This window comes from Gillisella vitis, from assembly GCF_021559775.1.
GTDB classification, from domain to species: domain Bacteria; phylum Pseudomonadota; class Alphaproteobacteria; order Rhizobiales; family Rhizobiaceae; genus Allorhizobium; species Allorhizobium ampelinum.
Map to the genome: position 1 here is coordinate 1,784,138 of NZ_CP056047.1, position 16,351 is coordinate 1,800,488.

The 16,351-nt window shown below is 57.8% G+C and carries 11 protein-coding genes; 2 read left to right on the forward strand and 9 right to left on the reverse strand.

From position 1 onward, the window contains the following. Window positions 1–94: 94 nt before the first annotated feature. The 6 genes from scpB to AVCG78_RS08510 all read right to left on the reverse strand — a co-directional run bounded on the left by scpB (window position 95) and on the right by AVCG78_RS08510 (window position 8,676). Window positions 95–811, reverse strand: a complete 717-nt coding sequence (gene scpB, locus AVCG78_RS08485; protein WP_156583004.1) for an SMC-Scp complex subunit ScpB — start codon at window positions 809–811, stop codon at window positions 95–97. Between the two features lie 5 nt (window positions 812–816). Beyond that, window positions 817–1,638, reverse strand: coding sequence for a segregation and condensation protein A (locus AVCG78_RS08490; RefSeq protein WP_071205591.1), 822 nt, complete (start codon window positions 1,636–1,638; stop codon window positions 817–819). A gap of 74 nt (window positions 1,639–1,712) precedes the next feature. Then, entirely contained in the window at window positions 1,713–2,729 is a 1,017-nt protein-coding gene (gene nagZ, locus AVCG78_RS08495) for a beta-N-acetylhexosaminidase (protein WP_071205589.1), read from the reverse strand. Between the two features lie 165 nt (window positions 2,730–2,894). Then, window positions 2,895–5,444, reverse strand: coding sequence for an SPOR domain-containing protein (locus AVCG78_RS08500; protein WP_174089677.1), 2,550 nt, complete (start codon window positions 5,442–5,444; stop codon window positions 2,895–2,897). Window positions 5,445–5,638: 194 nt separating this feature from the next. Further along, entirely contained in the window at window positions 5,639–7,396 is a 1,758-nt protein-coding gene (gene argS, locus AVCG78_RS08505) for an arginine--tRNA ligase (protein ID WP_071205585.1), read from the reverse strand. A 62-nt stretch (window positions 7,397–7,458) separates the two neighbouring features. Further along, the gene (locus AVCG78_RS08510) at window positions 7,459–8,676 is read right to left on the reverse strand and encodes a deoxyguanosinetriphosphate triphosphohydrolase (RefSeq protein ID WP_015916346.1); all 1,218 of its coding nucleotides are present in this window, start codon (window positions 8,674–8,676) and stop codon (window positions 7,459–7,461) included. Between the two features lie 194 nt (window positions 8,677–8,870). On the opposite strand from AVCG78_RS08510, the gene erpA reads away from it, so the two are divergent. After that, window positions 8,871–9,203 carry an iron-sulfur cluster insertion protein ErpA gene (gene erpA / locus AVCG78_RS08515; protein ID WP_071205583.1) on the forward strand — a complete coding sequence of 111 codons (333 nt, stop codon included), beginning with the start codon at window positions 8,871–8,873 and terminating at the stop codon, window positions 9,201–9,203. A gap of 85 nt (window positions 9,204–9,288) precedes the next feature. Then, window positions 9,289–10,083 (forward strand): exodeoxyribonuclease III, encoded by a 795-nt coding sequence (gene xth / locus AVCG78_RS08520; protein WP_071205581.1) that lies wholly within the window; start codon window positions 9,289–9,291, stop codon window positions 10,081–10,083. Between the two features lie 22 nt (window positions 10,084–10,105). Here the strand turns inward: xth and exoR are convergent, their stop codons facing one another. From exoR to AVCG78_RS08535, 3 genes are all read right to left on the reverse strand, one after another. Further along, on the reverse strand, window positions 10,106–10,921 hold the full coding sequence (exoR, locus tag AVCG78_RS08525) for an exopolysaccharide production regulator ExoR (RefSeq protein ID WP_071205579.1): 816 nt from the start codon (window positions 10,919–10,921) through the stop codon (window positions 10,106–10,108). A 706-nt stretch (window positions 10,922–11,627) separates the two neighbouring features. Beyond that, the gene (locus AVCG78_RS08530; RefSeq protein WP_071205575.1) at window positions 11,628–12,785 is read right to left on the reverse strand and encodes an OmpP1/FadL family transporter; all 1,158 of its coding nucleotides are present in this window, start codon (window positions 12,783–12,785) and stop codon (window positions 11,628–11,630) included. 545 nt (window positions 12,786–13,330) lie between these two features. Then, window positions 13,331–16,174: a valine--tRNA ligase gene (locus AVCG78_RS08535; RefSeq protein WP_071205573.1), complete on the reverse strand. Its 2,844-nt coding sequence runs from the start codon at window positions 16,172–16,174 to the stop codon at window positions 13,331–13,333. Window positions 16,175–16,351: the final 177 nt, after the last annotated feature.

Below are 16,351 nucleotides of genomic sequence, written 5' to 3' on the forward strand. Positions count from 1 at the left end.
CATGGGAAATGACGGGAGGCAAGACACCGCTGCTGCCCCATCAACAGTCCCGCAGACTTTATGGGCATTTCTACGGTCCAAGCTCAACAACAGATTATGCATCACGGGCATCGGCGGGTGCCAGCAGGCCCAGTTCCTCCAGATCCAGCTGAGTAATAGGGTCTTCGTCCTCGCCAAGCGCATCACCATCCATCGGCATCGGCACATGGAAATTCGCAGGGATACGCCCCGTCAGCAGCCCCGCCCCCTTCAATTCCTCCATGCCCGGCAGATCGCGCAACTCCTCCAACCCGAAATGATCGAGAAAATCGCGAGTCGTGCCGAACGTCACAGGCCGGCCCGGTGTACGGCGGCGACCGCGAAACCGCACCCAGCCAGCTTCCAGCAAGACGTCGATCGTGCCTTTGGAGGTCTGCACACCTCTGATATCCTCGATTTCGGCTCGTGTGACCGGCTGGTGATAGGCAATGATCGCCAGCACTTCCAACGCCGCCCGCGACAGTTTGCGCACCTCGTTGTCTTCACGGCGAATGGCAAAGGCCAGGTCAGCGGCGGTGCGAAATGCCCAATGTCCATCAATCCGCACCAGATTGACGCCACGCGGCGCATAATCGGCCTGAAGCGCCTTCATCAGCCCGCCAATATCGGTGCCGCGCGCCAGACGTTCAGCCAGAAAACTTTCCGAGACTGGCTCTGCCGAGGCGAAGACCAGCGCCTCGACGATCCGCAAGGCCTCGCGCTCACGAATAGCGGCAAGCCCGCCTGCCCCATCCTTGGCATCGGCTTCATCTGGTTGATTGTCGCCCGTCATTGCCATCACACGCCACCATCGGCATGAGGCACCAACATGCCCGCCGCATCCCGGCCCTTGCCGCCCCGCATATAGATCGGCTCGAAAGCGCCAGCCTGGCGAATTTCCAGCTTGCCTTCCCGCACCAGTTCCAGCGAGGCGGCAAAGGCGCTGGCAATCGCCGTGATCCGCTCACTGGGATCGGCCAGATATTGCAACAAATAGCTGTCCAGCGCCGTCCAGTCGCTGATCTCGCCAATCATCCGGTTGAGCAGCGTGCGGGCGTCAACGAGCGACCAGACCGTGCGCCGCTCGATTGTCACCTGCGTATAGGCCTGACGCTGGCGCAGATTGGCATAAGCCGACAGCAGGTCGTAGAGACTGGCCTCAAAGGCCGAATTCACCCGATCCGGCACATGTTCGGGCGCGCCGCGCTGAAAGATGTCGCGGCCCAGACGGTTGCGGTTGACCAGCTTTCCAGCCGCATCGCGCATCGCTTCCAGCCGCTTCAGCCGGAAGGCCAGCGCTGCGGCCATTTCCTCACCGGATGGCTCGTCGTCCTTGGCCTGTTGGGGGATCAGCAGCCGCGACTTCAGATAGGCGAGCCATGCCGCCATGACAAGATAATCGGCGGCAAGTTCAATGCGGATGCTGCGGGCCTCTTCGACGAACAGCAGATATTGTTCGGCCAGCGCCAGAACCGAAATCCGCGACAGATCGACCTTCTGATTGCGGGCCAGAAACAGCAGCAGATCCAGAGGGCCTTCGAAGCCAGCAACATCGATGACCAAAGACGGATCATCGCTGGCCCGCTCGCCTGCCGCATCGCCCTGCCACAGCTTCTCCATTGGTGTGGCGGCGCCCCCCTTCACATTGGAAGCCGGAGCGGGGGAAGCCGGAGCGGGTGCGACAGGCTCTGCCATCACGCCACCGCGATCAAGGAGGCGAATTCGGCGCGGATCGCCTGTTCATCAGCGCCGTCGTTACCGCCGAAAGCCGCCTCGACGGCCTTTGCCCGCGCAAGCGCCGCTCCGGCCAATACCGGAGCGCGTTCCGCCACCTGCACCATTTCCTCCATAATGCCATGGCAATGCAGCAGAACATCGTTGCCAGCGGCAACCACCGCCCCTGCCCGCTCGGAAATCGTCCCTTTCAGGGCATTCATGGAGAGATCGTCATTCATCAGCAGCCCCTGGAACCCGATCAGTCCGCGTATCACTTCATCCACGACAATGGATGAGGTCGAGGCCGTATAATTTGGGTCATAGGCAGAATAGACCACATGCGCGGTCATCGCCATCAATTCACCGTTAAGCCGCCGGAAGGGCGGGAAATCATGCGCCTCCAACTCGGCCCGTGACGCCGTCACCACCGGCAATTCATGATGAGAATCGGCCATGCCCCGGCCATGACCGGGAATATGCTTGACGGTCGGCAGCACACCGCCCGCCTTCAAACCCGCCGCCGCCGCCTCGCCCAATGCCCCGACCGTTTCCGGATCAAAACCATAGGCGCGATTGCCAATCACATTGCTGGCCCCTTCGACCGGCACATCCAGCACCGGCAGGCAATCGACATTGATGCCGTAGCGCATAAGATCAAAGGCATGCAGCCGCGACATCAGCCAGGCGGCGCGCAGCCCTTTCTCCTTGTCCTGACGGTAGAGCGCGCCGATCTCGGCACCCGATGGATAGCGCGGACACATCGGCTCGCGAATGCGCTGCACGCGCCCGCCCTCCTGATCGATCAATACCGGCGCATTGCGCCCGCCAACCGTATCGCGCATCTGCGCAACCAGATTGCTGATCTGCGCACCGTCAAGGCAATTGCGCCCGAACAGAATGAAGCCCCAAGGCTGATGCTCTCTGAAGAACGCCTGCTCATCGGGGGTTAGAACCGGGCCGGAACAGCCCAAAATCATTGCTTTTGCGTGGGTCATGGCGCGAACAATAGTCCAGCTTTGCGAAAAGCCGAGGGCAAACCGCCGATCATGCACAGGAATCCACGGAAAAAGCAGCAGAAAGGGCGCTATTCTTAGAGAAAAGCGCCCTGAAACGAAGTCACATTCAATCAAAGGGAACCGTAAAAAGGCTCCCCTATGCCTTTAGCGCACCACCATGCAATTTCCGCCAGCGCCGCGATAACGTTCGCAGAGCGACACGGCTTCATCCTTGCTGCCAGCCGGGATACGGACACGGTAGTAGGTGCCCTTGCCCGGAATATCGGCGGCCTTGATGTCGACGCCCCGGCCACCGATCACGCTGCCGAATTTAGCCGACAGGTTCTTGTAGCTTTTCTGAGCATCGGCTTCGCTTGGCAGCGAAGAGATCTGAACCAGATAACCGCCGGAGATGGCAGCCGTGCTGGCAGGCGTAGGAGAAGCAGAAACAGGCGTAGTAGCAGGCGTTAGGCTCTTGGGAGCCGCCGCTGCCGTCTGCACTGGCGAGGCGGATGGCCTGTTGCGCGGAACCGGCATATTGGGAGCTGGAACGCCTGCACTATCCTGGGTTGCATCCGGTGCAGCCGTTGCCGTATCCGCAGAGGCCATGGCCTGTTCCACGCTCTGCGGAGCAGCGGATCCTGGCTGGGCCGCCGCTGGCTGGGAAGCCGCAGGCTGTTGGGCAGGGGTTTCCTGCGCCACCAACGAGCCGTCCGGCCGCACGATCATCGTTTTCACCTTGCGGGGCGAAAGGCTCTGCTGGTCGCCTTGCTTGGCGGCATCGCCCGGCTGGCCATTCTGGCCCGTCTGCGCGGCATCACCGTTCATGCCAGCATTGTCAGCCTCTGATTCCTGTTCCAGTGGCAGATTGTCAGGCTCCAGCGTGCGCTGGGCAACATCCACCGGCTCTTCCTGCGAAGAGATCAGGCTCTTTTGCTGAGGCTGGTCAGGAGCGGAACCAGACACGCGGTCATAGACCGCCTTATTCTGGTTCGGAACGGACTTGCCACCGGGATCGGCAGGCACGACCTTGACAGGCCCCTTGTCAGCCATCACCACTTTCGGTTCATTGGAGCTGAACGTTTCCCCCCCACTGGTCTTCATCCAGGCGTAGACACCGCCGCCACCAACCAGCACGATCACCGCTGCGGCAGCCATCGCCACCCAGCGGCGCGAACCGCGCGGCTCTTCGTAATCGTCATAGTCCTCTGCTTCCAACGGCATAGGCACAGGCCCGCCGGGCTTGGCACCGAAACTATGGGGACCGTCAAGGCTCTTGCGAAAATCTTCCTCCAGTGCCTTTTCGAACACGTCGAAATCATCGCTGGGCATATTTTTGACCTGCTCGGCCAAGGGCGGCATGGGCGCTACCGGAGCAGCAACAGCCGCTGCGGCCACAGCCTGCGCCGGCTTTGATGGCGCAGATGCTGAACGTGGCTCCACCGTCTGATCCAGCAATGTTGCCAGTTCGGAATCGATATCGAAATCGTAATCCTGCCGATAGGTGGCAGGCGCGGCATCTTCCACCGGTGGCAAATCGGGAACGTCCAGATGCGCGACAGCTTCCAGATGTTCGTCTTGATCCGAAATTTCTGCGGCATCAAACGGCAGCGGAACGGGTTCGCTCACATGCTGCGGCGCCGGTTCAGCAATAGGCGCTGCCGCCTGAACAGGTGCGGCCTCTGCCGGACGGGACGGCTGATGCGCGGCAGGACCAGCAACAGCGGCTGCCACGGGCTGCGGCGGCCGATGCTCTGTCACCGATGGCGCGGACTCAGCCTCCAGCTCGGAAAGGTCGAGTTCGATATCTTCGAGATCGAAATCAAAATCGCCACCGAAAGGATCGGCCTCCTGCTGGGCGAGAGATGTTTCGTCCTGGAACTCGGGCTGATGTTCATCGCGCTGATGATCAGGGCGCTGATGGTCAAGGCGCTGATGGTTAAGGCTTGGGGACGCCGCCTGAGGTTCGAATCGAGGCTCTTGCACCGAATAGGCAGAAGCTGCGACGGGCCGAGCCTCCACCTCTTCATTGCGCGCCAGAGCCTCGAAAAAGCTAGGAACCTCCCGCGAGGGCGGGGCAAGCGGCGCACCTGCGAAAACCGATTGGGCAACAGGCTGGAAAAGCGGCGGTTCGCGGCGCTGGGCGACAGCATCCTGCGTAGCAGTTGCCGATGCTGGTGCTCGCTGTTCTTCAGGACTGAACCCAAAATCGAAATCCTGCTCCATTTCTCGCGCATCAGGCTCCGGGTGGACTACAGGGGCGGCTGCCTCAACCGGAGCAGGCTCCATCACCGGCTCTTGCCGCTGGCGGGTCTGCTCTTCATGGCGAGCCGCACTGGAACGCGAGGCGCCAGCACTGACCGGATTGAAATTGGCAAGCGGCAAACGATGACGCCCATAGCCTTCGGTTGGATCGGCTCCACCGGAACGCGCCGAAGGCGGTTCTACGGCCACATCGCCCACTGACCACTCAAGTTCATCGGCAAGGGATATGTCCGAAACAGGAGCCTCGTTGCCACCAAAGGACACTGGCTCTCGCGCCGATACCGCTTCATGGGAATAACCGGCTGACGGCTGGGACACGCCGACATAGGCAGGCGCATCGACGTAACCATCGAGATCCTGAAGCAGTTCGTCCTGCAAATTGACCTGATCATGCGCTGGCGAATGCCGGTGCGGCTCTGGCGCCGCAGGCGGAGTCATACTCTGAGTCATGGGAGGGTCACGACGCGCCACCGGCGCATCGTAGCCGACGAGACGGGCCAGCTCTGCCAACGGATCGTCGTCCGCAAACGCACTGCCTGCTGGATCCCTGCTATATGCAGCCTGTTTTTGCACCATAACCCTACACTTCCACTCGCTACGCGACCATCGGCTTGCCAGCGCAATGTGGGGAATTGGTGACGATACTATCGCATCTCTTGCGGAGCATCCGTGCCGGTAATGGCCAGTCCGGACTGCAACACAGAAGCGACAGCATGCACCAGCCCAAGTCTGGCAAGACTTGATTGTCGGTTTTTATCGTTAACAAATCGTAATTCCGGCTGATCCTTGCCCTTATTCCAGTGAGCATGGAACGAACTAGCCAGATCGTAAAGATAAAATGCGATGCGATGCGGTTCCATTGACTGGGCCGAAGCTTCAATGATTCGCGGATATTCCGCAAGCTTGGCAATCAATTGCACTTCGCTCGGCTCGGTAATACCGGTCACGGCAGCTTCCAGAACATCCGGCGAAAGATCGATATCGCCGAAAGCTTCGCGCGCCTGCCTAAAGATCGACATGCAACGGGCATGAGCATATTGCACGTAGAAGACCGGATTGTCCTTGGACTGCTCCGTCACTTTGGCAAAATCAAAATCCAATGGCTCGCTGCTCTTGCGGTAAAGCATCATGAAGCGCACCGAATCACGGCCGACTTCTTCGACCACGTCGCGCAACGTCACGAAATCACCCGACCGCTTCGACATCTTGACCGGTTCGCCATCGCGATAAAGCTTGACGAGCTGGCAAAGCAACACGGTCAGCTTGGCCTTGCCCTCGGACACAGCCTTGGCCACAGCCTCCAGCCGCTTCACATAGCCACCATGGTCGGCACCCAGAACGTAGATCATCCGGTCAAAACCGCGATCATACTTATCCTTGAAATAGGCGACGTCGGCGGCAAAATAGGTATAGCTGCCATCGGACTTGATCAGTGGACGATCGATATCGTCGCCGACTTCGGTGGAGCGAAACAGCGTCTGCTCGCGATCCTCCCAATCTTCAGGCAATTGTCCCTTCGGCGGCGGCAGCGTGCCGCGATAGACATGGCCCTTGAAGGTCAGGTCGTTGATGGCGGTGCGGATCGCGGCGGCCCCATTGGCATGCAATTGCCGCTCGGAATAAAACAGGTCGTGATGCACATTGAGTGCTGCGAGATCCTCACGGATCATCACCATCATCGCATCGATGGCGCGATCCTTGACGATCTCCATCCACTGCTCTTCCGGCATGTTGTGCAGACGCACGCCATATTCCTGAGCCAGCGCTTCGCCGACCGGTATCAGATAATCACCAGGATAAAGCCCAGCCGGGATCTCGCCGACGGCCTCACCCAACGCCTCGCGGTAGCGCAGGAAAACGGAACGGGCCAGCACGTCGATCTGCGAACCGGCATCGTTGATGTAATATTCCTTGGTAACGCCATAACCGGCAAAGGCCAGCAGATTGGCCAGCGCATCGCCGACCACGGCGCCCCGGCAATGGCCGACATGCATCGGCCCCGTCGGATTGGCCGAGACATATTCGACATTGACCTTGCGGCCAGCACCGGTTTGCGAGCGGCCGAAATCCGTGCCTCCAGAAATCACATTGGCCAGCAGCCGCTGCCAATAGGCAACCGACAGGCGGATATTCAGGAAGCCGGGACCGGCCACGGAAACCTCGGCAATATCGGCATCTTCCTTGAGTTTTTCGCCGATCAGATCGGCCAGAACCCTGGGGCTGACGCCCAGCGGCTTGGCCAGAACCATCGCCGCATTGGTTGCGGCATCGCCATGGCTTGCATCGCGCGGTGGTTCGACGACGATCCGGTCGAACGACAGTTCGCTTCGCTTTTCCTTTACAAGATCAAGGGTTTCCAGCGCAGTTTTGATTCGATTTTCGAAATCGGCGAACAGGTTCATGAGGATCAATCCAGACAGATGCAGGTCGAAGCCAGCCCAACAGGCGGCGTTTCGCCCGCTGCCTAGCGCAAATCGGGTGTATGGTCAAACAGCTGCCGGTGGACACGCACCGCATAGGTGTCGGTCATCCCGGCCAGAAAATCGCCGACATGGCGGGCTTTGGCAGGCGTTTCCAGCCCTGCCGTATGCTCCACCCAATAGTCGCTGCGCATCAGGGTCGGATCGGCCATATAGGCCTTGAACAAATCCGTGACGATCTGGGCCGCGCCAGCGCGAATACGCATAATATCGGGATGGCGGTAGATTTTCGAAAACAGCAGTTTCTTGATCTGCCGGTCGGTCTCAGCCATTCCTTCCGAAAAGGTAATAACGGTTTCACCCGCCTGGCGAATATCGTCAGCCGACATCGGGCGAATACGCGCCAGCCGCTCCTGGGCCACCGCAATCACGTCCTCAACCATCCGGGTGATCTGGCGGCGCATGATCTCATGCGTAAACCGGTCGGCCTCTAGATTGGGATAGCGGTCGCGCACATCGCGCATCAGACCAGCCAGAAACGGCACATCCTCCAGCATATCAAACGTCAGATAGCCGGAGCGCAGACCATCGTCGATGTCATGGGTATTATAGGCGATATCGTCGGCGACGGCAGCGGCCTGCGCCTCCAGACTGGCATGGCTGGCAATGTCGAGATCCTGCATCTGACAATATTCTGTTATCGGCAAAGGCACCGGTCCGCGCGTCCCCTCGCCGTCCGCATTCATCAGCGGCCCATTGTGCTTGACCAGGCCTTCCAGCGTTTCCCAGGTCAGGTTAAGGCCATCGAATTCGGCGTAGCGGCGCTCCAGCTTGGTGACGATCCGCAACGACTGGGCATTGTGATCGAAGCCGCCATAGGGCTCCAGCAATTCGTGCAGCGCATCCTCGCCGGTATGGCCAAACGGTGTGTGGCCGAAATCATGGACCAGAGCCACGCCTTCGGCCAGATCCTCGTCGATGCGGAAGGCGCGAGCCAGCGCCCGGGCAATTTGCGCCACCTCGATCGTGTGGGTCAACCGGGTGCGGTAATGGTCGCTGTCGGGGCCGATGAAAACCTGCGTCTTGTGCTTGAGGCGGCGAAAAGCTGTCGTATGAACAATGCGGTCGCGGTCGCGCTGGAAATCGGACCGGGTCAGGCTGCCGCCTTCCGGATAGAGGCGCCCACGCGAGTTCCAGGGATCGGCAGCAAAAATTGCCCGTTCTCCAACACCGAATCCCAATGCATTTCTATCGATTGTCATGCTTGCTCTTCATCCTGCCCATTGACGCTTTCGCCTATGGTTCATACCTATAGGAAAATCCCGTGCAAGGCACCGGCTTCCTCTTTATAATGACCTAACTTCCTGCCAATTTTTGCTGCTTCGCCGCGAAGTTGACAGGAAAAAATAGACAAACCCCAGGTTTCTACGGGCCTTGAACCCGTCAGGAGGCAAAAATGACCACACAGACAGTTACAGTTTCGGAAAATGCAGCCAAGCGTATCGCCAAAATCGTTTCCAGCGAAAATGACAAGCACGCTCTGCGCGTCTCTGTCGAAGGTGGCGGCTGTTCTGGCTTTTCCTATAAATTCGACCTGGATCAAGGCCCGCAGGACGGCGATCTGGTGATTGAGCGCGATGGCGCCACGCTGCTGATCGATCCGGTATCATTGGTCTACATGGCCGGGTCGGAAATCGATTTTGTTGATAACTTGATGGGCCAGTCCTTCCAGATCACCAATCCCAATGCCGTCGCCAGCTGCGGTTGTGGCACCAGCTTTGCCATGTGAGGCTTTTGTGGGTTCGGTATAATTCTCCGTGGCAAACGGCAGGCTTTCCGTTAGAACCGGGGCCTGAACGAAGGAAAGCCTGCCGATGAAAATTGCCACCTGGAACATCAATGGCGTGAAAGCCCGCCTTACCAATCTCTGCCAATGGCTGGAAAGCTCATCGCCAGACATCGTCTGCCTCCAGGAAATCAAATCCGTCGATGAAGGCTTTCCGCGCGCCGAGATCGAGGCTTTGGGCTATCACGTCGAAACCCATGGGCAGAAGGGGTTCAACGGCGTCGCGCTTCTCTCAAAAATCAGGCCAGATGAGGTCAATCGCGGCCTGCCCGGCGACGAGGCCGATGAGCAGGCGCGCTTTATCGAGGGTGTATTTTCGGTGGCCGATGGCGTGTTGCGGGTCTGCTCGCTTTACCTGCCCAACGGCAATCCCTCCGACGATCCGGTGAAATACCCCTACAAGCTGGCCTGGATGGCCCGGCTGCAACGCTTTGCAGCAGATCGGCTTGCCCTGGAAGAACCGCTTATTTTGGCAGGTGACTATAATGTCATTCCGCATCCGCATGATTGCTTCGATCCGGCGGTCTGGGCCACGGACGCGCTTTTCCTGCCACAAACCCGCGCCGCATTCCAAGCGCTGGAAAATCTGGGCCTGACCGATGCTGTCCGCGCCACGACGGATGCGACGAAGCTTTACTCGTTCTGGGATTATCAGGCAGGTGCCTGGCAGAAGAACAACGGCATTCGCATCGATCATCTTCTGCTCTCGGCGGAGGCCACTGACAGGCTGGTCTCGACAGAGATCGAAAAGCATGTGCGCAGCTGGGAAAAGCCCTCCGACCATGTGCCGGTTATCGGGCATTTCAATTTCGTCGCAGCATAAGAGGATGTAGTAGGGTAGCCGCTCAGGGCTGCTCCTGCACCTGCGGCACGAGCGCCACGGCAACGCGGCGATCCTTTTCATCGGCAAGCGAGAAGGCGCGCTCCTGGAGATCCTCGATCCACGGACAATCCTTCGGCGCGCATTTATCAAGCGCTGCCGTCAGGAAAGCGAGCCCACGGGCCGCCTGTCCTTCTTCGAAAATCACATCACCAAACAGGGCCATGGCGCCCGCATGGCCGTTCTTCCGAGCAAGGTTGAGCCATTTCTTGGCCTGCTGGACGTTGCGTTTGCCGCCCTCGCCCGCCAACAGCATTTTCGCCAGCTCGAACTGGGCTTCCGGAAAACCAAAGGCGGACGCCGCTTGAAAATAAAGTTGCCGGGCCTGGACCAGATCCGATTTGACCGGGCTGCCGGCAATGCCCTGCTGATAATAACTGGCAAGCGAGATCAGCGCATTAACGAAATAGACTGTGTCTTCCGAGCCCGGCTCTACACCCTGGTTGGCAATTTCGGAATAGATCTTGAAGGCTTCATAATCGTTTTTGACGACGCCATCGCCATCGGCATACATATTGGCCAGCGCCCAGCGCGATCCGGTGTGACCTTTTTCAGCCGCATACCGATAGGCTTCAACGGCATCCTGCGTCTTGCCGCTCTTTTGAGCGTTGAAGCCGAACTTGAACAGATCGAAGGGACCGGACTCCTTGGAGACACCGGCCTTGAAGTCGAATGCATGGGCACAGCCCGTATAAAACAGATTACCGAACGCCAATGACAGCAGCAGAAAGGCTGAAGACTGTCCGATTGTCCGCCCCTGATTACCGTAAACCTTAAACATTTCCACGACCAAAGGCCCTTCTACGCACAAGCGAAGGATTTACGACAGCGCCAGAGCCAACAACGTCCGCAGCCGGGTACAGATCCAAATCCCATAAAGAACGCAACCAGATTGAAATCCGGTAAATTATTCTTCGCGTCCTCTCTATTTTCCCCAACATAAAATGCCTTTCGGGCGAGAAAGCGGCCTGAGACCTGAAACTGCGGCCGGTATACTGCTCCACGCCTTTTGCTGTGTCGAATAAGCCGGAGCCTCCTGAAAAACCGAGGTTTTTCATCCGAACCCATCTTCTCTCGATCAAGCAAGCGCAGGGATTGCACACCCGGAACTTCGCAACGAACTTGTGCTGCGCTCTCTTTGTGGCGGGAAATAGACATTTTAGCGCTAAGAGGATTACCATGGAGAGGATATAAAATATGTTGCAAATAAAGCACAGAACGGACAACCAGAGCACAGCAAAATCAGCTATAGTCAGGGCAACGCATCCACCTGTCGAGACCCTCTCCACAGGGCCGCGCGCCATATTTAGCGGACACATGTTCACGATCGCTACGAAGCTCTCAAGGGCGACGTCCGGCATAACGAGGGGACAAGGGGTAAGACATGCTGAAAAGCCTGGGTCGGCTTCGTCGTAGCTCCATTAGGCAAATGGCACGATCGCTCATTTAAGAGCAACCGTGCCATTTCATAGAGTCATGAACTGATATCAGAACTTGATCTGGTAGGAGCTACCGAAGGCATAGGCCCAGTCTCCATTAGCGGTCGCATCATAGGATGCACCCTTGGAATAGCTTTGGCTCCCGGCGGTGAGGTAGCTGACCCCTGCCCCAACACGCAGATCGCCTGGGCCAAGCTTGATCTCGGTTCCCACACCCAACGTCCAGGTATCGGTCATGATATCGGCGCCATTGCCTACACCCTTGTCCCAGGTGATATTGACGGTACCGGAAACGCGATCGTTAAACTTGTGGCCAATGCCCGCCTGGATGGTCCAGCCATCTTTCCAGAAAAAATCGTCCCTCTGGGCGCCGAGGCCAGTAATATTGTAGTTGAGCGTTTGCAAAACGCTCCAGTCCGTCCACTTGACAGAGCCGTAGGCAAGCCAACCGGGTGCGATACCGCTTTGCAAGCTTAGCTTGAGTGATTGAGGCAAGGTGCCATAACCATCTGCAGAAACGGCACCAGTGCCCAGTAGCGCCGACAGGGCACGCGGCGTGAAGTCACCATCTGCCTCTTCCTTGATCTGCGAACGATACATCAGCTGGGCACGCATCGCATATTCGGGAATGTCATAGCCCACACCCAAGCGATATCCGACAGACGAATTATCCTTCAGGTGCAGCGTTCCATAATATGAATCGGCCGTGTAATCGAAATCCTGGAAGAAACCGCCACCCAACACATAGAGCTTGCCAGGACCAACATCGAAACGCACGGCGCACGTGCCGCCATATTCATTGGTGATAAAATGCTTCTTGGTGTAATAGTTGAAATTGCCTGAAGCAGCCCCGGCCAACTGGTCAGCACGACGTGTATCCGTTCCATAGGTAGAGGATGCACCGAAGGGCTGGGTATAGGTAAAGGCACAGCCCAATGCATCGGAAATCTGGACCTTGGCGGCAACACTGGGAATCCAGTAACTGTCACTAAAACTACTGTCAGATGATTTCGATCCTCCCACCGTGTCGTATTTACGCTCCGGCGAGACGAAGACAGCGCCAGCGCGAGCCTTGACTTTCCCATCCTCGTAAAGAATGTCGGTATCGGCTTCACCTCGGGAAAAGCCGCCCGCCAGAGCCGCCGTGCTGGAAAGCGCCGCCGCGACCAAAGCCAAAACGCTCAGCGTAATTTGTTTTTTTGACATGTCCCCTCCACACATAGGAATTTTGTTGAATGAAGCCTAACCTATTAAAACTAAATGACAACTTCACGAAACACGATTGCAGCGCACCATATGAATGGCTCGTTTTACGTAAGGTCTTATTAACGCCGTAAAATTGACAAATTGAAAGGAACCTTTTGCGTCAAACTAGGATTTTCCCCGAGTTTGCGGAATAATATTTTACATTTCTTCGCAACCGTTGCGAAACAGCAACGCAGCGCCTATTCGTTATTCTTGATATTCCAACGCCATTTTTTGCAGTGCAAAAGCAGCGTTCCGCTGGACGATTAAGTCACTGGCATAAGCTGTTTCACGATCAAAAAACCGAGGGCGTTTCCACCTTCGGGTACAATCACAATGGAAGTGATTTCAGATGGCTACGGCATCCCTCGTGGGTTTTAGATCACACACGGCCACGGAAAACCTGTTTGGTTTTGCTTGAACCAGACAGGTTTTCATTTTTCCTATTATCGTTTGTTTTGCTGGGAAACGTGAAACCCACATTTCCCAAGACAAACTCCAGGAGGTCAACCGGCCTCGTTGACCCGCTGCAGGGCCACGGCCAGCACGCCGCGCTGCTCTTCCAGTTCGGCAAGCCGCTGACGCTCAGCCGCGACGACTTCCGGATCGGCATTGGCGACAAACTTCTCGTTGCCGAGCTTCTTGCGCCCCTTCTCAATATCCTGGTCCACCTTGCCAATGGACTTCTCTAGCCGGGCTCGCTCAGCACCAAGATCGATCAGGCTGCCGAGCGGCAGGCAGGCCGTGGCCTCGCCGACAATCACCTGAGCAGACCCCTTCGGCGCTTCCGGTGCATGGCTAATGTCACCCACCCGCGCCAGACGCTTGATGGCGGCTTCATGGTGCTCCAGCCTGGAGCGGGTCACGCCGTTGGCACCCACGACTGTGAGCGGTGCGACGGCGGAAGGCGGCACATTCATTTCAGCGCGGGCCGAACGAATGCCGCTGACCAGATCCACCAGCCAGTTGATATCGGCCGCCGCCTGCTCGTCGCTGAAGGTCAGAACTGGCCAATCGGCATGGCACAGCAGTGTTTCACGCTCGACACCCTCACCTGCGGTATGCGCCCACAATTCTTCCGTCATGAACGGCATGAAGGGGTGCAGCAGCTTGTAGGTCTGCTCCAGCACATAGGCAGCGCAAGCCTGGGCTTCAGTCTTGGCAACCTCGTCTTCACCGGCAAAGACCGGCTTCAGCAATTCCAGATACCAGTCGCAGAACTGGTTCCAGACAAAGCGATAAAGCGCGCTGGCCGCATCATTGAACCGGAAATGCGCGATGGCCTCCGTGACCTCGCGTTCAGCCCGCGTCAGTTCCGTCAAAATCCAGCGGTTGATGGCCAGAGTCGCCGCTTCCGGCAGGAAGGATGGATCGGACTTCACACCGTTCATCTCGGCAAAGCGGGTGGCGTTCCACAGCTTGGTGCCGAAATTGCGATAGCCGGCAACCCGCGCCGTATCCAGCTTCACGTCGCGGCCCTGGGCGGCCATGATGGTCAGCGTGAAGCGCAGCGCATCGGCGCCATATTCATCGATCAGCTCCAGCGGATTGATGACATTGCCCTTGGATTTAGACATTTTCTGACCGTTCTTGTCACGCACCAGCGCGTGGACATAAACGGTTTCAAATGGTTCGACGGGATTGCCCGCTTCATCCTTCATGAAATGCAGGCTCATCATCATCATCCGGGCAACCCAGAAGAAGATGATGTCAAAGCCGGTGACGAGCACATTGGTCGGATAATAGCGCGCCACTTCCGGTGTTTTTTCCGGCCAGCCAAGCGTCGAGAACGGCCAGAGCGCCGAGGAAAACCAGGTATCGAGCACGTCTTCATCGCGGGTGAGGATTTCGCCCGGTTTAAAGTTTTCGATCTTGTCTTCCACGAAAGCCTTCATCGGCCCTTCATGCGACAGATAATGTTGAATGGCGGCGTGAAGCGCCGTTTCCTCGTCCTTTTCGACGAAGACCTGACCATCCGGACCATACCAGGCCGGAATCTGGTGTCCCCACCAGAGCTGACGAGACACGCACCATGGCTGGATATTCTCCATCCATTCGTAATAGGTCTTGTCCCAGTTCTTCGGCACGAATTTGGTACGGCCCTCGCGCACGCTGTCGATGGCGGGCTTGGCCAGCGTCTTGGCGTCCACATACCATTGCTCGGTCAGGCGCGGTTCGATTGGCACGCCGCCTCGGTCGCCATGCGGCACTGTGTGTTTATGCGGCTCGATCTTATCAAGCAGCCCTTCCGCCTCGAAGATCTCGACGATCTTCTTGCGGACGAAGAACCGCTCCTGGCCTTCAAGCTCGGCCCAAACCATCTGCTGTTCACGGCTTGGGGTCAGTCCCTCCAAGAAATCGTCATTTTCGACAATGGTCACGGTCGCATCGATATTGAGGATGTTGATCATCCTCAGGCCCGCGCGCTTGCCAACATCAAAGTCGTTGAAGTCATGGGCGGGTGTCATTTTTACAGCACCCGTACCGGCCGTCGGATCGGGATATTCGTCACCGACAATAGGAATTCTGCGGCCAACGATCGGCAGGATCACATGCTTGCCAATGATCGACTGATAGCGCTCGTCATCGGGATGAACGGCAATGCCGGTATCGCCCAGCATGGTTTCCGGACGCGTCGTGGCGACCACCAGATAGTCGCGGGTCTCCCATTCCGTCGCCTTGCCGTCTTCATCGAAGGCCACAGGGTGCTGGTAGGTCACGCCCTCTTCCAGCGGATAGCGCAGATGCCAGAGATTGCCATTGACCTCATGCTGTTCGACTTCCAGATCGGAAATCGCCGTCAAAAGCTTGGGGTCCCAATTGACGAGACGCTTGTCCTTGTAAATCAGGCCCTGCTTGTAGAGGGTGACAAAGACTTCCAGAACCGCCTCGGACAGGCCCTCGTCCATGGTGAAGCGCTCGCGCGACCAGTCGCAGGATGCGCCAAGCCGCTTCAGCTGGTTGAAGATCAACCCGCCCGATTCGTCCTTCCACTCCCAGACCTTGTCGATAAATGCATCACGGCCCATCTCGCGACGGCCCGGAAGCTGCTTTTCCATCAACTGCCGCTCGACAACCATCTGCGTGGCAATGCCGGCATGGTCCATACCCGGCTGCCACAGCACATCCTTGCCGCGCATGCGCTCGAAGCGGATCATGATGTCCTGCAACGTATTGTTGAGCGCGTGGCCCATATGCAGCGACCCGGTCACATTCGGCGGCGGGATGACGATGGTGAAGCTTTCCGCACCCGGCTTGGCATTGACACCGGCGCGGAATGCCTCCGCCTCATCCCAGGCCTTGGCGATTTTCGGTTCTACGCTTGCGGAATCATAGGTCTTATCGAGCATGTTCTGACCAGACATTAAGGCCCTACCGGTTCACGGGAACGCGGGCGGACGTTGGATTTCATTGTTTTCGTCAACCACGTGGTAAAGCGGACAGGTCGCGCAGTGTCAAGAAAGGAAAGCAAAAAGCCGCCCATTCACAAGGCGGCTTCTGATTGTTCCAGTTCGATGTTTTCGAAC